The sequence below is a fragment of the Comamonas sp. E6 genome (genome assembly GCF_001010305.1).
Taxonomy (GTDB): domain Bacteria; phylum Pseudomonadota; class Gammaproteobacteria; order Burkholderiales; family Burkholderiaceae_C; genus Comamonas; species Comamonas thiooxydans.
Genome location: NZ_BBXH01000029.1, coordinates 1 through 16,400 on the forward strand (window position 1 = coordinate 1; position 16,400 = coordinate 16,400).

Annotated in this window: 15 protein-coding genes and 3 pseudogenes; 13 read left to right on the forward strand and 5 right to left on the reverse strand. The window is 52.6% G+C overall.

Annotation, left to right across the window (positions count from 1 at the left end):
• Together CSE6_RS26565 and CSE6_RS26570 are read left to right on the forward strand one after the other, a co-directional pair.
• Positions 1-259, forward strand: a pseudogene (locus tag CSE6_RS26565) (hypothetical protein); the annotation flags it as partial.
• A gap of 319 nt (positions 260-578) precedes the next feature.
• Positions 579-1,142, forward strand: coding sequence for a fimbrial protein (locus CSE6_RS26570; RefSeq protein ID WP_238585776.1), 564 nt, complete (start codon positions 579-581; stop codon positions 1,140-1,142).
• A gap of 19 nt (positions 1,143-1,161) precedes the next feature.
• Here CSE6_RS26570 and CSE6_RS26840 read toward each other — a convergent pair.
• A pseudogene (locus tag CSE6_RS26840) lies at positions 1,162-1,356 on the reverse strand (IS3 family transposase); the annotation flags it as partial.
• Positions 1,357-1,686: 330 nt separating this feature from the next.
• Here CSE6_RS26840 and CSE6_RS22320 point away from each other — a divergent pair.
• Positions 1,687-2,505 (forward strand): fimbrial protein, encoded by an 819-nt coding sequence (locus tag CSE6_RS22320; RefSeq protein ID WP_238585777.1) that lies wholly within the window; start codon positions 1,687-1,689, stop codon positions 2,503-2,505.
• Between the two features lie 34 nt (positions 2,506-2,539).
• Here CSE6_RS22320 and CSE6_RS22325 read toward each other — a convergent pair.
• Positions 2,540-2,821 (reverse strand): annotated as a pseudogene (locus CSE6_RS22325) (transposase); the annotation flags it as partial.
• A 75-nt stretch (positions 2,822-2,896) separates the two neighbouring features.
• Positions 2,897-3,769, reverse strand: coding sequence for a LysR family transcriptional regulator (locus CSE6_RS22330; protein ID WP_034354101.1), 873 nt, complete (start codon positions 3,767-3,769; stop codon positions 2,897-2,899).
• 108 nt (positions 3,770-3,877) lie between these two features.
• On the opposite strand from CSE6_RS22330, the gene speG reads away from it, so the two are divergent.
• The 7 genes from speG (at position 3,878) to CSE6_RS22360 (ending at position 9,816) form a co-directional block, all read left to right on the forward strand.
• Positions 3,878-4,393, forward strand: coding sequence for a spermidine N1-acetyltransferase (speG, locus tag CSE6_RS22335; protein ID WP_034354104.1), 516 nt, complete (start codon positions 3,878-3,880; stop codon positions 4,391-4,393).
• A gap of 502 nt (positions 4,394-4,895) precedes the next feature.
• Positions 4,896-5,423, forward strand: a complete 528-nt coding sequence (locus CSE6_RS22340) for a helix-turn-helix transcriptional regulator (protein ID WP_059441535.1) — start codon at positions 4,896-4,898, stop codon at positions 5,421-5,423.
• The gene (locus CSE6_RS22345) at positions 5,420-6,688 is read left to right on the forward strand and encodes a type II toxin-antitoxin system HipA family toxin (protein WP_059441536.1); all 1,269 of its coding nucleotides are present in this window, start codon (positions 5,420-5,422) and stop codon (positions 6,686-6,688) included. The genes CSE6_RS22340 and CSE6_RS22345 overlap by 4 nt, the downstream gene beginning before the upstream one ends.
• 240 nt (positions 6,689-6,928) lie before the next feature.
• Positions 6,929-8,413 carry a Fic family protein gene (locus tag CSE6_RS22350; RefSeq protein ID WP_238585778.1) on the forward strand — a complete coding sequence of 495 codons (1,485 nt, stop codon included), beginning with the start codon at positions 6,929-6,931 and terminating at the stop codon, positions 8,411-8,413.
• Between the two features lie 11 nt (positions 8,414-8,424).
• Positions 8,425-9,015 carry a tyrosine-type recombinase/integrase gene (locus tag CSE6_RS26575; protein WP_238585779.1) on the forward strand — a complete coding sequence of 197 codons (591 nt, stop codon included), beginning with the start codon at positions 8,425-8,427 and terminating at the stop codon, positions 9,013-9,015.
• Positions 8,984-9,370, forward strand: a complete 387-nt coding sequence (locus tag CSE6_RS26580) for a hypothetical protein (RefSeq protein ID WP_238585780.1) — start codon at positions 8,984-8,986, stop codon at positions 9,368-9,370. Before CSE6_RS26575 ends, CSE6_RS26580 begins: the two co-directional genes overlap by 32 nt.
• A 149-nt stretch (positions 9,371-9,519) precedes the next feature.
• Positions 9,520-9,816: a nucleotidyltransferase family protein gene (locus CSE6_RS22360; RefSeq protein ID WP_152668626.1), complete on the forward strand. Its 297-nt coding sequence runs from the start codon at positions 9,520-9,522 to the stop codon at positions 9,814-9,816.
• On the opposite strand, the gene CSE6_RS22365 is transcribed toward CSE6_RS22360, so the two are convergent.
• On the reverse strand, positions 9,813-10,073 hold the full coding sequence (locus tag CSE6_RS22365; protein ID WP_152668627.1) for a hypothetical protein: 261 nt from the start codon (positions 10,071-10,073) through the stop codon (positions 9,813-9,815). The two genes, CSE6_RS22360 and CSE6_RS22365, sit on opposite strands and share 4 nt — an antisense overlap.
• Before the next feature lie 284 nt (positions 10,074-10,357).
• On the reverse strand, positions 10,358-13,291 hold the full coding sequence (locus CSE6_RS22370) for a DEAD/DEAH box helicase (protein ID WP_059441538.1): 2,934 nt from the start codon (positions 13,289-13,291) through the stop codon (positions 10,358-10,360).
• A 468-nt stretch (positions 13,292-13,759) separates the two neighbouring features.
• Here CSE6_RS22370 and CSE6_RS22375 point away from each other — a divergent pair, with 468 nt between their 5' ends.
• The 3 genes from CSE6_RS22375 to CSE6_RS22385 all read left to right on the forward strand — a co-directional run.
• Complete coding sequence (locus CSE6_RS22375) at positions 13,760-14,182, forward strand: helix-turn-helix transcriptional regulator (RefSeq protein WP_059441539.1); 423 nt, start codon at positions 13,760-13,762, stop codon at positions 14,180-14,182.
• Positions 14,183-14,286: 104 nt separating this feature from the next.
• A complete protein-coding gene (locus tag CSE6_RS22380; RefSeq protein ID WP_059441540.1) occupies positions 14,287-15,366 on the forward strand; it encodes a hypothetical protein in 1,080 nt (359 codons plus the stop codon).
• A 680-nt stretch (positions 15,367-16,046) separates the two neighbouring features.
• Positions 16,047-16,400 (forward strand): DNA-binding protein (locus tag CSE6_RS22385; RefSeq protein ID WP_152668628.1); only part of this gene is annotated, 354 nt, incomplete at its 3' end.

Here is a 16,400-nt window from a genome sequence, read left to right on the forward strand (position 1 = left end):
ATGCCAAATGCCAAATGCCAAATGCCAAATGCCAAATGCCAAATGCCAAATGCCAAATGCCAAATGCCAAATGCCAAATGCCAAATGCCAAATGCCAAATGCCAAATGCCAAATGCCAAATGCCAAATGCCAAATGCCAAATGCCAAATGCCAAATGCCAAATGCCAAATGCCAAATGCCAAATGCGCCGAATAATGTTGTGTTGGCTGGTGGTGGTGGCCTTGATGGGAATCTCGTCTCAGGCAGAGGCGAGGTGTGATGTGATTGAGGGGGGGCGCCAAACGGTGACGTTCGATAGCCCGGGAGAACTAACGGTGCCTCGTGACATCCCGAAAGAGACTCCGATCTTTACTGATAGGAAGCCACTCTTCCCCCAGGGCATCCACTTCGACTGCTACGCCCAAACAAGTCTGTATGGGATGCTCGCCGCCCCTGCACGAGGACCAACTCCAGTAGATTCGTCTTACTTTCCTACCGGCATACCTGGACTGTCGTTTCGAATAAAGATGGTAATCGGGGGCATCCTACCTCCTCCGATCACTGCGTACCCAGTTGGTCAATTTATGATAGCCGGCCCCATGATACTGGAACTTTTCAAGACTTCGGCATTTGAGCCTAGTGGCCAGATTAAAGCAGGCGATATCGGAACCCTAATGCTTGGACCCGATATCCTCGTCACATTGAGACTGGCTCGACCCATAAACTTTACCGTTGGCTCCTGCGAGAGTCCGGACGTGAACGTTGACATGGGGGATGACTATATTTCGTCTGATTTTGATGGACCATACTCCCGTACCAGACCGGTCTCCTTCAGCCTGAAAATAAATAAATGTCCGCCAGGACTCAACAAGATCAACTACACGTTTGTTCCGTTGACACCAATCATTGACCCCAATCAGGGAATTGTCGAGCTTAATAAAGGATCAGATGCCATTGGAATCGGACTTCAAATCAGAGACGGCAATGACAGACCTCTTGCTTTGAATAAGCCCCATACATCTACAGGCTACGACTCCCGCCAAGGTGGTAGTTTTCAGATCCCGCTGAAGGCGAACTATTATCATTATAAAGTATTTAGCGGACCTAAATACAAGCCTGGAACCGCAAATACAGAGCTGATATTCATGATGAGCTACTTGTAGGCTAGCGGCTCCAAGATTTGAAGTCCTTCAGGGCTTGAACCGGCGGCCGAGCGCCACCTGGACGAAAACGCGCTGGCCAGCTTCAATATCTCGTTGGCCCGGCGCAGTTCCTTGAGCCGCGCTCCAGTTCCTTCCTGCGCTGAAGCTCGCCGGTCGCTGTGCCTTCGCGTACGCAGGCATCGACCTCGGCACGTCGCTGTACCAGTTGGGGCACTTGTGCGGGCATTCAAACGGAGTGCCATCGTGCAGGCGCCGGGCAGGACGGCTCATGAAAAGGTCTTGGTAAAAATAAGATTTTTCTTATTCTTTCGCATGGCCATTGATTACATACTTCACGTAACTTCGACTGGATTTTTAATCTCCTCGCGCATCAGCAAGCGGGGACGATTCACTGATAGGAGGCTAAATGCCAATTGGCCGAATAACGATGTATTGGTTGGTGGCAGCCTTGATGGGAATTTCGTCTCAGGCAGAGGCACAGACGTCGTGTACTGTGACTACTGGGGGGCGCGAAACGTTGACGTTCGATGGCCCGGGAGAGCTCATGGTGCCCCGTGATGTACCGAATGAGACTCTGGTCTTTACTGACATCAAGCCACTCGCTAAGGACATCCGCTTCACCTGCAACAATAATGCAACCCTGTTTGGCATGCTCGCCGCTCCTGCGCGAGGACCGACTCCAGTAGATTCGCGTTACTTTCCTACCGGCACACCTGGACTGTCGTTTCGAATAAAGGCGCGAAGCGGGGGCGTCATACCTCCTCCGATAGCGCAGGAGGCCGGTCAATGGATACTGTCCAGCCACATGACACTGGAACTTCTCAAGACTTCGGCATTTGAGCCTAACGGCCAGATTAAAGCAGGCGAGATCGGAACCCTAAAGCTTGGACCCGATATCCTCGTCACATTTAGACTGGCCCAACCCATAAACTTTATCGCTGGCTCCTGCGAGAGTCCGGACGTGAACGTTGCCATGGGGGATGACTATATTTCGTCCGATTTTGATGGACCAGGTACCCGTACCATACCGGTCTCCTTCAACCTGAATCTGAACCGATGCCCACCTGGAATAGGCAAGGTCAATTACACCTTTGTTGCGTTGACAAAGGTCATTGACGCCAGTCAGGGAATCGTCGGGCTTAATGATGGATCAGGCGCCATTGGAGTCGGGCTTCAAATCAGGGACGGCAATGACGTACCTCTTGCTTTGGATACTCCCCATACATTTACAGGCTACGACTCCCGCCAAGGCGGTAGTTTTCAGATCCCGCTGAAGGCGAACTATTACCGATTAACAAACGATCCTAGATACAAGCCTGGAACCGCAAATACAAAGCTGATATTCATCATGAGCTACTTGTAGGCTAGCGGCTTCAAGATTTGAAGTCCCTCATCCTCAGGGCTTGAGCCGGCGGCCGAGCTCCACCTGGGTGAAAAACGCGCTGGCCAGCTTCAATATCTCGTTGGCCCGGCGCAGTTCCTTGACCCGCGCTCCAGTTCCTTCCTGCGCTGAAGCTCGCCGGTCGTGGTGCCTTCGTGTACGCCGGCATCGACCTCGGCACGCTTGACCCATTCGTTCAAGGTCTGCGACACGCAGCCAATCCTGGAAGCGATGGACCCGATGCTTGCCCACAATGATGTGGCCCTCCCCCACGGGGCTCCCGCACCAGCCTCACCACGCGCTCGCGAACCTCGGGGGAGAACTTGTTCTAGCTCTTCATGGCTTCATCTTCCCGAGTACTGAAGCCTCCTTGCTAGCTCGAACGCAGCAGCGTTGCCAGCCGTTGCTCGATCCACAAGGCCGTAGCGCCCAGCTCTGCACCCTGCAAATTGAGCATACGCACGGCTAACGGCGGGAGCTGCAGTTCCGCGCAGTCCAGTGCCACGATGCGGGGCTCTATATCGGGCGCTTGGGCAATATTGCGCGGCAGAATTCCCCAGCCTATGCCGTCGGCCAGCATGTCGGCAAGCACGTAGAAGCTCTCCGAGCGCCAGATGCTCGGACTGATCACGAGGTCTTCAACACCCTCGATGTGCATCACCAACTGCCGGTGAGAGGCCAGGTCCTCGCGCTTGATTCCATTGCACTTGGCCAGCTCGTGGTCGCGCGATACGAACACCATCTGAGGTACGCCAGCCACATAAGTTTGAGCAAACTGAGCGCCTGCCGGGCCTCGGTCAAACTGGAAGGCAAGCTCAGCTCGACCTGATTGCACCTGGCGTGCGACTTCTGCCGCCGTGCCATTGAGCAGGGTCAACTCCAAAGCCGGGAACTGGTGCGCCAGCTCCTGCAGCAGCCTGGCAATCGGCGGATAGGGCAAGGCTTCGTCGATAGCCACGCAAAGCTTGGCTGTCTGGCCATGCGACAGCTTGCGCGCGCGCAGGTCTAGCGCCTGGGCCTGATTGAGCAAGGCCCGTGCCTCCAGCAAGATGACTTCGCCAGCCTGCGTGAGTCGCACCGACCGGCCTACACGATGAAACAACTCCAGCCCGAGATCCGCCTCCAGCAGTCCCATGGCCATGCTCACTGAAGATTGAGTTCGGCCCTGGCGCCGAGCGGCCTGGGTCATCGAGCCACAGTCCGCCACGGCGACAAATTGGCTCAAACGTTCTAGTGTCCATTCCATGGATCAATTTTACTGATTGATCTGAACTTTTCTCAAACAAAAAATTGATTAATCATTGGCAACATGGTCGCTTCAAGCGGCCTCTCCAACCATTGAACGAAAGAATCCATGACGACATCCATTCAGCTAAGACCATTGGAGCGCGACGATTTGCGCTTTGTGCACCACCTGGATAACAACGCCAGCATCATGCGGTACTGGTTTGAAGAGCCTTATGCGACCTTTGATGAACTGACCAGCCTCTACGACTCACATGTTCACGACCAAACTGAACGTCGCTTTGTAGTCGAGCATGAAGGGGCCCGAGGGGGGCTGGTTGAGTTGGTGGAAATCGACCTGGTACACCGCCGAGCGGAGTTCCAGATCATTGTTGCCCCTGATCAGCAGGGTAAGGGGATTGCCACTCGTGCTACTCGTCTGGCGCTTGACTATGGCTTCAAGGTTCTCAATCTGCACAAGATCTTTTTGCATGTGGACAAGGAGAATGCCAAGGCTATCCATGTCTATACGAAGCTTGGCTTTCAGCCGGAAGGTGAACTGGTCGATGAATTCTTTGCCAACGGCCAATATCGAAGCGTGTTGCGCATGTATTTGCTGCAGAAAAGTTACCTCAACAAGGAATGAATCATTGAAGAGCCTCCGGGCTCAGTAGTTCATTGCGCCGGTAGTTCATTGCATCAGTAGTACTGGCGTCTTGCGGCACATGCCAACGTCTTCAGCAATGGCATGACCATGGCTTTGCCGCGCCGGGCCGCCTGGGCCTGGGGATCTCCTGCTGATGCATCCGTTAGACACCGTGCTGCATGAGCTGCAGCACCGCGACCGCCAGCGCAGCCGCCAGCCACGCGCTATCAAAAGCAAAGCAGTTACCGCTAGCCCAGCAATGCTATCGACATCAAACTACTTTCAAATGCAGTTAGAGCAAGCGCAATGCGCTCACAAATTCATATATAGAAAGCACAAAATTATTCATAAATGAATCAAAAATAGATATTTAAATACATCTATGTATCAAACAAGCACACAGACAACAATGAAGTCGCCTGCTGTCGTATGCAAGCAATGCTTTAGAGACAAAAATAATTCATAGATTTGCATGTTTTTGCCAAAACACTAATATCTATGCATGCCACGCCAGAACACATCGCCCGCAGACTACCCGCAAGCCGTACTCCAGCAGATCGAGCAGCTTGCGCAGAACATCGTCATCGCCCGTAAACGGCGCGGCGAGTCGCAGGCGCAGTGGGCCAAGAAGCTGGGCATATCGCAGCCCACCATGGCGCGCATAGAGCGCGGCGACCCGTCCGTTGCCATGGCCTCGTATGTGATGTGCATGTGGCTGATCAATCAGGCCGGCGGGCTGGCCGACCTGATCGCGCCGCAGAACGACCATGCGGCGCTGGAGAAGGAGGTCGCGAAGATTGACAGCAAGCGCAAGAGCAGCGCTCCCAAAAAGAACAAGCCATCAACGGCGGCAACGAAAGCTGCATCGCCTCAGCCATCGACTTCAGAAACGAAAGGCTTGGCTGGACTGGTTGAACGGATGGCCAAGTACGCTTTAGAGCAAGAGATGCAAGCTCAGGGCGACAAAAAGACAGCTGCAGCAGCAGGACTAGCCGCTCTCATGAACAAATCAACGCCTCAAAAGCTATGAGCCTGCCCATCAACGCCGTCTCGCCACGCACCTACGTGCCGCAAGACCAGCTCTATGTGTGGGCCATGGTCAACCCTGCTGCGCCCACGCTGGTGGGCGAGCTCAGCCTCTCGCAGCTGGTGGCAGACTGCGCCACTTTTACCTACACACAGGACTGGTGGAACTTTGCGCTCAGCGAGGACATGCCCATCGTCCAGGGGCAGACCTTCAGCACTGGCGAGAGGAACACAGCCCCCGGCGCAATCGACGACGCCCGCCCCGACCGCTGGGGCGAGCGCATCATTCGCCACATCGACCGGCCTGCCCGCCTGTCCATTCTGGAAATGCTGCTCTTCGCGGGCGACGACCGCTTTGGCGCGCTGGGCGTGTCGACCTCAGCAGAGCAATATATTCCCCGCCACCTCGGGCCCTATCCGCAGTTGAAGGATCTGGCCCAGCTCGCTGCAGCGGTGGAAGACGTGCAGACCCAGGCCCCGATCACCGCAGAGATACAGCGCCTCATCCAGCCCGGCGTCACCCTCGGCGGCGCGCGGCCCAAGGCATTGCTGCAGACGGATAACGGCCCCTGCGTCATCAAGTTCAGCGAGCTCGACGACCCCGTGGACACCCCGCTCATCGAGCACGCCACCATGACGCTGGCCGCACAGGCCGGCATGTATGTGGCCGACACCGCCGTGCTGCCACTGCCGCCACGCTATGGCAAGGCGCGCCACGCCCTCACCATTGAGCGGTTCGACCGCCTGGGCCCCTACCGCGTGCACTGCCAGTCCGCCCACACCGCCCTGCGCGCTGCGGGGCTGGAGCAAAGCTACAGCAATCTGGCCACCATCCTGCTGCGCCTGGGCCACCCGGACCGGCAGACCGCCATGCGCGAGGAGCTGTTCAAACGCATGGTCTTCAACATCCTCATGGACAACACCGACGACCACGAGCGCAACCACAGCATCAGCCTCAATCTGGCAGACGGCTACTACGACCTCACGCCCGCCTATGACGTGGTGCCCAGCCTGCAGAACCTTGGCTATCAGGCACTCGTGGTGGGTACCGCAGGCTCCGAATCCAGCCTGGAAAACGCACTCACCCAGATCAACGAGTACGGCATCAAAATGCCCCGCGCCATCGAACTGATACGGCAGATGGCCGCTGCCGTCGATCGCTGGGCCACGCACTTTACTGCGCTGGGGGTCAGCAAGTCCGACATGGAGCTGCTCGCCGCCAGCATCGACCGCGATGCGCTCAGATCGCAAAGACAAGTCTTTCTGTAAAAGCTAAGCACCTCCACCCCAACAAAAAGCCCGCAAGGTTCCAGACTTGGCGGGCTTTCTTGATTCCCAAGGGATCTTGATGATCGGCACCTCAGACCGCGAACAATTGCTTCGCAGCTAAGCAGAGGCATCAGAGATAAGAAAAATCCTCAAAAAGACAAAGAAAGTAATTTTTTCTTCAGTGAAGTCAGAAAAATTTTGTTTAGCATTTGCCAAATAACTTTTTTCCTCAAGGAGCAGATGGCACATCACCGTAAAGTTGGTTATGCACATCTACGTGAGCGCCTGAGCACAGGGGCATTCGAGCCGTCACAACCTGCCAAAGTCTACCCTGTCCAGAAATTTGTGCGACTGTCTGACTGCGTGCAAGTACCTGAACACGCCGCTCCTGCCTCCGATGCCAGTGCATTGGAGCATCTGCTCTTCGCCCTCAAGCATGAAGAGCTGGATCTGCAAGCCGCGATACTAGCCCTCAAAAAAATCGACCCAGTACCACTGGTGGAGCAGTTTTCACAGGCCACCAGCAGCAGCTATCTCCAGCAAGCCTGCTTCCTCTGGGAAATAGCCAACCAGCAAACTTTGAATGCACCACCAGCCAAAGGTGCGACCAAGCCGCTATTTGACCCCAATCTATTTCTCACCGGCCCATCGAGCAAATACACCCGATGGCGCGTGGACTTCAACGGCATAGGTTCCATACAGTACAGCCCCACCGTCAGACTCACCCCTGAAATCAAGGCTCTGCTGGCCGAAGATATCCTTGGTCAGGCCCGCGAGTTCATCCAGTCCATGGACCCCGACATGGTCGAGCGCGCGGTGCGCTGGGCGTATCTCAGCGAGACCGAAGGTTCATACGCGATTGAGCGCGAAGCGCCTACAGGCAACCGCACAGAAGCATTTGCCAAGCTTCTTGCTCGCGCTCATGAAGAGATCCTTCTCACTGAAGAATATCTGGTCGAGCTTCAAAATCTCACCGTGCAATCGGCCATGGATCAGGCAGTGGAGTACCGCAACCAGCAAAACTGGCTGCGACGCGACAGCAGCATCACCTACGTACCGCCAGCACCTGAGCACCTCCTCCCCGTAATGGAAGGCCTGCTCACACTGGCCAACCAAAAAGACAACGGCATCCATCCACTGGTTCTGGGATCGCTGGTCAGCTTTGGATTTGTATTCGCCCACCCCTTCATGGACGGAAACGGTCGCCTATCGCGTTTCTTGTTCCACAAAATTGCCTGCCGCAATGCCAATTTACCCAATGGTCTGGTACTTCCCATCTCTACAGCGATGGCACGCCATGAAGGCCACTACCTGAGGGCCCTCAAGTCCTTCTCTGCCCCCGCGCGCGACCTATGGACAGTGGCCAAAGTCTCAGACCTGGAGTACGACTGCGCCTTTGAGGGCTCACCCGAGATCTACCATTTCTGGGACGCCACACAGTGCGTGCAGTTTGGCCTGGAGATGGCCAAAGAGGCACTCCAGCGTGACCTGCATGAAGAAGTTCATTTCCTCGGCCGATTTGATCGTGTGTATTCACGGCTCAATAAAGCCATTGACATGAACAACAACCTCATGAACCTGATCACAAGACTACTCGTGCAAAACGATGGCGCTCTGTCAATCAGCAAGCGAAAAATGTTCATAGCCAAAGGCTGCACAGAGGTGCTACTGAACGAAGCCGAACAGATTGCTCAAGAAGCGTTAAACGAAGAAAGCCCAGATTAAGGATGCAATCAATGGAACAGCCCGCACACGCGGGCTTTTTTAATCACCAAGGAGTCTTAACGACCGATACCTCAGACCGCGACGAACTGGGGCGACTGGCGGGCGAGCACAACTATGTATCGGCCCTCAGGTCCGCGATGGACCTGGCCGTGCTCGACAAGCTGCTGACCGAAAACCCGGTCGCGACGATCCCCTGCGCCAAGTGGCAGCGAGAACCGCCAGACCCGTTCGACTGTGAGGAAGTGGAGAAGATCATTGACCACGCGCGCACCAACTTTGCGCCCACGGTCGCCAACTTGATCGCGTTTCGATTCTTCTCAGGTCTGCGCACCAGCGAGATGGTGACCCTGCGCTGGCAAAGCATCGACTGGAACAAAATGCAGGTGCTGATCCCACAAGGCGGCCTGCGCAAGCAGGCCAAGACGAACAAGGCCCGCCTCGTCAGCTTGAACAGCCGGGCCCTGGATGCATTGGAAAGACAAAAGGAGCAGACCCCCGATGGCGCAACTCGGCAACGTGGCCGGGGACGTCATGCGCCAAACCACACCCAAGGACTCACAGACGGTCTTTGTGGAACCGACGCATGGAGATCCGTGGGCTGACGAGAAGCGGTTTCGCAACCCTTTCTGGGTGCCGGTGCTCAAGGCCCTGGGCATTCGTTACCGGCTGCCCAACCATATGCGCAACACCTATGCGACGATGCTGCTCATGGCAGGTGCCACGCCGGCCTATGCGGCCAAGCAGATGGGGCATTCTGTGGAGATGTTTTGGAGCGTCTATTCCAAGTGGCTGGACGACGGTCAGGGGAATATAGAGCAGGCGAAGCTGGAGTCCTTCATCGGACAAAACTCCCCAGGAACTCCCCTGAAAACAAAGATCGCGATACGTCTTTGTTTTATAAAGGCAAAGCTGGAGCGGGTGATGGGAATCGAACCCACTTTTTCGCATGTCTCGTAAGCTGTTGAATTTAAAGTAATTTATCACAAATCACGTCAACCCACCCCATATTTCATCGTAGTACCCCCACGTAGTGCTCTTTGTGGGGCTATGCTAGGTTCACCGAACTAGGCCTTCTCATACAGGTAGCAGCGCAAGTAAAAACTGATATGACCTTGATCAATATTCAACAATTGAAAGAGATAGGGCCAGAGATCAGGGCAATGGCTTTAACACACGGCTGCATAAATCCACGCATATTTGGATCTGTTGCTAGTGGTTCAAATATGGCGTCCAGCGACATTGATATAGTTATAGATGCGCTACCAGGCACATCACTACTTGCAATTATTCGCCTAGAAGCAGCACTTCAAGAAAGATTTCAGCTCCCCTTCCAAGTATTAACCGCCAAGAGCTTGCCTATCGCTTGGAGAAATAAGGCATTAGCGACAGCCGTATCAATTTAGTCAAATTTCATCGGCTTAGCAGGCGTTCTATTTCGCATCGATTCAATAAATTCAATGTCCTTCTCTTCAACTTGGTAAAAACGCCCAATCGCAGCAAGTTTGTCGCCAAAGCCCATTTTCTTAGGTGTTGAAAGAGCTGCCTCAATAATATTGAGAGCTTCATTCTCAATACTGTGCCTGTTGATCTGCGCACGGCGCTGCAACTCTGCTTTTGCTGAGTCACTTAATTTTTTAAATAATTGAAAATTTGATTTCACGAATTATCCTTTTTAATCAGCGAGAAATTTCTCCGGCATTTATTAATGGTACGACCACCACAACTCTTGGAAAGAGAAGTGGGTGCATTCTGTTCACGCTTCATAGCTTTCGCTTAGCTGCTTTGCAGTCGTTGCTCTAACTCATGGCCACATCACGTCCGACAGGTTATTGCCTAGCCGAACTAGGCACAAGGGCATGGATAGTTCGTTAGGGATCGGAGCTTTGACTCGTTGCGGGTTATGCCGGCCTTTACACTGATGACAGTAACAAGCAGCCTGCAAGTTTAGGGGCTAGTAATTACTTTCACATCTGCAGCCGACACACTTTTGATATAGGTGTAACTAGTTCCGAGTACAGCAAGCTGATCTGCAGAAATTTTTGCTGCTGAAATAGCAGGCTGAACAATCACAAACTTGAAGATCATTTCGTGGTCATGACATTTATTTCGCAGAAGCTCCAAGTCCTTCGGATCGCCTTTCAGAATTCGTTGAAAACCCTTGGGCAATGATTGTTGGTATCGGAACATCAGGCGATCAAAGAATTTCTCATGGGTGTGCAACCATTTCACTGAACGTGATGCCTGCCCGCAGACCTCGTATACGTCCTCCACGCGTGCTCCCGGTTGAGCGACTCCCTCTTTCTTAGGACAATACTTGCAGTGGTAAAGGTCGACGTGAATAGCATCTCTGCTTTCCCTTATAGCAACCAGATCCGCAATCTCACCGGCGCCATCATCATTAAAAATGAAGGAGTAGTCACTCTGGATTTTACTAAATGTGAACCCCTGCACAGTTTCAAGATTTCGAGCGGCCGTCATGGATTCGCTATGAATAGGAGTTTTGCCCCAGTTCCATTGCTCAATCAGCTCTGTAGGCAGCTTCAAATCTAGGCTATTTGGACTATATGAACGATAATTACCTTCCACAAATGATCCATCCACCGCCATCATTACCAGCGGTTCTGCATCAAGATACTGCTCAAGCGATTTTTCTTCTGCGAGGATTATTTTTACTCCGGGACAGCTCACCTTGTAACTATCGTTTAGCAGTCGAATGGTTATGTCTGGGAGGTGCCGGTCTCCATCTGGAACTGCTGCAGTGACGGGTACACTCAGCGTCTGGTCATCGGTTAGCTTCGGCTTGCCCAATACTATGTCGAGCAAATTGAAAGCCTCTGCGTTGTACGATAACGAAATTTTTTGCTCATTCTCGATCGCGATGGATTCTGGCCAATCAGCATAGAAAAGCCCATTTGGCCATCTGCCTTCAATTTTTTCTGATCGCATCACATCCTTGAGTACATCGGAAGATAGAATCGAGGAGTTGTTTATTTTCAGAGAGACGCGTTTACACCATTCAATCCAGTAAATGATGCTCTCTGAATTCATCTCCCAAATCTTGCCTTTGTGAGAACAGCCTACGGTAGTGCTCTTTCCATTCTCAAAGCCCGTTGCAAAAATATTCGACTTCCTGGCCGTACCATTCTGTATTTCATTTATGACGGCATTAATATCGCGACCGACATGCATAGTGAATCTCAGATCCTTACGCGCCCTTGATAATCCAACATTTTGCAGCTTCAGAAGTTTTATGTCATGTAACGTGCGAAATGTCGGCTCGCCATTGATTCGCCTAGCGTCATTTGTGATTAAATTTAAGAACCTCGATAATTGCGCTTCATCACCCGAGGAATGGATAAAAAGCGTTTTATCCGGTTTATGGTAATACGCAAGATAAAGAATCCAGTTTGTATCTGTGATCGCAGAGGTCTGAGCCCATCCAACCGGTGTGTCACGCCGCGTAACCATGATGACAGTATCCTGCTCATCGTTGATGGAAAGAAACTGCAGTTGCTCTCTCTTTTGAGAAAAGTATTGGGCCTTCTTGGGTCGCCATTTATCTCGTTCCACATGGAAGGCCACCGCGCTGATTTTTGGATTTGGATTCAGCCCTAGTATTTCATCGGAATCGGGGTCATTCAAGAATTGTTCGGTGAATGCTTCCTTTTTTATTTCGCGATCAATCTTTTCGTTGCTAACGTCGCGAATAACAGCACTCCAGTCCGCGCTCTCCTTATAGAGAGCGGCCATTTGGTAATCCATTTTCTGATTTGCGATGTTCGAGACAAACTTGGCATCTCCAAGGGCTTGATCAACCCGGGTAAGTCGCCCAATGAACTGGAGGGTAACGGCTGGACTCCTATGTTGATCGTGAATTGCCGCAATCTTCAATTCAGGAAGGTCGAAGCCTTCCCCCAGCATGTCTACACAGACAATAATTTTGTGTTTTTTCTCCACAATATCACTCATCAGTTTGGCTCGACCTAGAACCTTGCTGTGGATGAGAATAGGTGTGAGATCCTCGTGCTCTTTGTACAGTTCAAATAGTGCTTCAGCTCGTTTTTGGGACCGTGCACGCACCATCAATAAGTGGTTGAAGCCTTGCTTGCGATCGCTTCGCAGTAACTCCACAGCCTTGTCAGCAACTACTTGATCAGCCAACTCAAGGTTGTATTCGCGTACAGGGTGGAACTCGATCGCTTTAAAGTACCCATCGTTTTGAGCCTCCTTCAAAGGATAGTTGTAGATGATTGTGCCTTCTAGCGCCTGGTTATCTTCTCGAAACGGCGTAGCAGTGAACTGCAAACGGGGCTTGTTTTTAAACGCAGATTTAACTCTGTCCCACGTCATAGCAGCTACGTGGTGCGCTTCGTCGATGATCAAGTGACTACAAAGGTCGGCTAGGGCCTGAAGCGCATCTGAGGTGAAGCGCTGCAGAGCCTGTGGTGTAGCGACAACAACATTCGCCTCAGCAACCTGTTGGACCTCTTCGATAGTCATTCCTTTACGGACGGCCATCACCACAGGGTTGAGCACATTTTCAGAAATAGCGCCGATCTCACGGAGCTTTTCAAGATTGCATTTATTAATAAGCTGCGAGCGCAACGCGTCAGATGGAACAAGCACCAGCGTCCTGGCCAACCTTCCGGCGATGAGTAGGCTTAATATAGTATCTGTCTTGCCTGTACCCGTTGGCATTACAACCGTGGCAGTGGTGGAAGGAGACATCACGAGATGACCCAGCGAGGCGTACAGCGCAGCTAGTTGGGGCTTGCGTAGCCCGGGCCTACGGTTTTCCCGATCTGCCAAGTTAAAGCTGAAGAAATGTTGCTGCCAGCTTTTATAGACGTCTGAGTATTTACCAACCTCTTCAACCATTGCGTCAACCCCATAAGAAAGATACAACCCGCTTTTAGTGACAGATAGTATCAGTCACCTGAGGCTCGAAATCACCTCTTATTGAAGCACTGCGGGTAAACGAAAAATCAAGTTGGAACTATTCTCATTTTTACTCAGCTTTATTGAATGGGAGCACTAACTATTGACTTGTAGCACTCATAAATAAATCTGCACACAGCACGACTTTTGTTATCAGACGTGCATTCACGACGGAATGAAGCCTTTTACGAATGTCCGCAAAGAACATCAGAGGTCATTGGCAATTCAGAGTTGCACGGCAGCAAGCAGCCTTACTCAGTCATTCGAAAGCCTCCTTGGAATACCGCCGCCCCCGTACGCCACAGGATTACGACCGTAGACAATTCGTCGTAAAAATTCCGTTTGTTAATTCAGTGCCAGCCAACGAAGCTGGCCCTTAGCGCCTAAGTTATCACTTATGCTCGCAGCATGCCCGAGCAATTCCATACCCTCTTCTCAACAGCGATCACTGACAAGGGTCTGACCAACTTGGAGGTGGCACAGCTCCTAGGGTTCGGGAACGCCAACGTCATATCCATGATTAAAACGGGCAGGATGCAGTTGCCTGAAAACAAGCTCCTAGCAACAAGTCAGCACTTGGGCATCCCACCAATGGAGTTGCTGGATGCCTGGTGCCATTCACGAGGTTGCACAGACATTCTCAATCTCATTAAGCAGGACAGTGACACCCGTCAGTTGACCGTAGCCGAGAGGAACTGGCTGGCCATCTATCGCTCAGCTTTCGCAGGACGAGAGATAGACATCACGCAAGATGCATCAACTTCCGCACCGGAACTCGGCCAAGCGCTACTTCTACTTGTCGCTGGTATCGGCAAGCTGCATCAAAAATAGAGCACCGAATAGTAAGTTACAGCTTATTTTTATCGAAATTAATGTAAGCTATTACTTACCAAGTACAGCTTTCGGTCAGGCCGTTTGAGCCTTGGCCGACCATCATGAGTGTCGACTTACTGAAAAATTGCACGCTATGCGCCAGCATTGACTGGCTCGATGTCCTGATCACCTTTGCGCGCCCAACCCAATTCCGATATGTCCAGGAGGCATTCGAAACCCATACCTATCTTGGCAAGCTCTATATAAAAGGCGTTAGCGAGAACCCCAACTCCTGCCGCACGTTTCGCGTGCGTGTGCACGACCCTGACCCCGTAAGACTCATCGCTGCAACGCATCGAGTCTCCGAGAAGTTCGACAAGATTTGCGGTTGCGTATTGCACGCAATTGAGATTGCTGTTGACGCACTTCCCGGTGAACACACGCCCTTGGACCGCTTTGAACTGGCACAGTTGGCTTTCGCCTTATTGCGCGGCCTCTCCGATCGCCATAGTGACGCAACCGACATCATCACCTTCCGGGATTGGTTCGAACCCGTTGAAAACAAGGAACAGGCTGTCGAGCAGCTTGCTGGCGGGTGCTCTATCAACACGGGACGCAAAGGGGACTCAGTCAGAAACCGTTGTTACGTCAAATCCATAGATCACGTTAACGGCAACGAATTTGTGCACCTGACCCCTCGCGCTCGCCTGGAAGTCACTCTCCGAGGTAGTTCTGTCCTTCCTGTCAAAACGCTGGAAGAGCTTTTGACGTTCAAGTTCGAAACACTGGTCCCGCATTTCCGCCAAGTGAAACTGGCGGAACTCCCAGCCCACGCAACCGTAACGCAGGTAGCAGATTACAGAGAGATGCAGCGGGGCGCACAACCTCTGGGCAGTATGGTAGGTCACCGCGCCGACAAGAAACGAGCAAGCAAGTTTTGCACGGTCCGTGACCAAGAGGTCAATGGCCGAATCACGGCAGCGCTGAGAACACTAACAAGGCGTGTCGCAAATTCTGTCAAAAAACCGATGCACACCCATGCCGATGTGAAACCTGTGAGCAAGCGGTCTTACACCCCTTCAGAGGGAACTTCTGTAATTACTACAAAACACACGACAGAAATTACACTCGAGACCCCCAAGTCTCCTAACTACGTTACCAACCCGCCCTCCTCCTCCAACCCTGCGTGGGGTGCGTGGTAGCGCCATTAAGGTGCTGCCACACATCCCACCACACTCGGTCATGACACCACAGACATGGCTGCACCAAGCAGGTATGTCTGTGGTGTCACATACCGAAGGGACGACGTACTCCCCTGCATGCGGTATCACCGCATGCAGGGGAGTACAGACACAGTGAGGTAACACCGTATGCCATGAACCTCCCTCAATGCTTACGCATCTCGGGACATTCAGGCACACGGAGAGAAGAGAACATCAAAGAAGATCACTGTGCATGGGGAGGTTGTGATTCGAGGTTCACACCTCTCATCACAAGTCCTCCACAAGGCCATTGCTCAGTGCTCCGCACTTCGCTCTCACGGCCAGCTAACACCTCGATCACCAACATGACTTGAAGAGAAAACAGGTACTGTCAGAACGATGTGCGAGTACCACCGGTAGATACGAAATCGCTAACAACGTGCTCCGTGGGCTCCCCGCATACCTTGCCCCCCTTATGCCACGCCAGCTTGACATGAGGCCCATCGTGCCGTTTTTTGCCTCTGCCTCCGCTCCTGGGTTGCATGCTCCGCCGATCTCAAACGCAACGAAAGCGCAAGTAAACGACAAGTCAAATATGAAGATTTTTTTTCGTGCAATGGCTTGATGTGAATATAAAAGACCGCCGCAGGATTCCACTCCTGCCCCCTACCAAACAAATCATGAATTACAAGACACACGAGATCGTCGCAGTCATCGAAGAAATGGTCTCAACCACTGGCCAAGAGCCCTCCTACCAGACCATCCGCGACAAGCTTGGTTCCGGCAGTTTTGCAACCATCAAGAAAGCCCTTGATGCGTACCGTCAGAAGCACGCTCCGGTGAGCAAGCTGTCAACGGCGACAAACCTACCAGACAAGCTGCTCAATCGCGTCGGCAAAATGGCCAATGACATCTGGCTAGATGCCCTTGCACAAGCTCAAGCTGGGTGGGCTCAAGAACGCGAGGCACTGACCCAGCAGTTGCAGGCCCTTCAACGAAAATATGACGCCCTTTGCAACGAAAACGACATACGC

Excerpts from the sequence above, each read along its gene's own strand:
- CSE6_RS26570 (WP_238585776.1), top strand. The coding sequence starts at position 579 with ATGATACTGGAACTTTTCAAGACTTCGGCATTTGAGCCTAGTGGCCAG.
- CSE6_RS22340 (WP_059441535.1), top strand. The coding sequence starts at position 4,896 with ATGCCACGCCAGAACACATCGCCCGCAGACTACCCGCAAGCCGTACTC.
- CSE6_RS22350 (WP_238585778.1), top strand. The coding sequence starts at position 6,929 with ATGGCACATCACCGTAAAGTTGGTTATGCACATCTACGTGAGCGCCTG.
- speG (WP_034354104.1), top strand. The coding sequence starts at position 3,878 with ATGACGACATCCATTCAGCTAAGACCATTGGAGCGCGACGATTTGCGC.
- CSE6_RS22345 (WP_059441536.1), top strand. The coding sequence starts at position 5,420 with ATGAGCCTGCCCATCAACGCCGTCTCGCCACGCACCTACGTGCCGCAA.
- CSE6_RS22360 (WP_152668626.1), top strand. The coding sequence starts at position 9,520 with ATGACCTTGATCAATATTCAACAATTGAAAGAGATAGGGCCAGAGATC.
- CSE6_RS22370 (WP_059441538.1), bottom strand. The coding sequence starts at position 13,291 with ATGGTTGAAGAGGTTGGTAAATACTCAGACGTCTATAAAAGCTGGCAG.
- CSE6_RS26575 (WP_238585779.1), top strand. The coding sequence starts at position 8,425 with ATGGAACAGCCCGCACACGCGGGCTTTTTTAATCACCAAGGAGTCTTA.
- CSE6_RS22375 (WP_059441539.1), top strand. The coding sequence starts at position 13,760 with ATGCCCGAGCAATTCCATACCCTCTTCTCAACAGCGATCACTGACAAG.
- CSE6_RS22320 (WP_238585777.1), top strand. The coding sequence starts at position 1,687 with ATGGTGCCCCGTGATGTACCGAATGAGACTCTGGTCTTTACTGACATC.
- CSE6_RS22330 (WP_034354101.1), bottom strand. The coding sequence starts at position 3,769 with ATGGAATGGACACTAGAACGTTTGAGCCAATTTGTCGCCGTGGCGGAC.
- CSE6_RS22380 (WP_059441540.1), top strand. The coding sequence starts at position 14,287 with ATGAGTGTCGACTTACTGAAAAATTGCACGCTATGCGCCAGCATTGAC.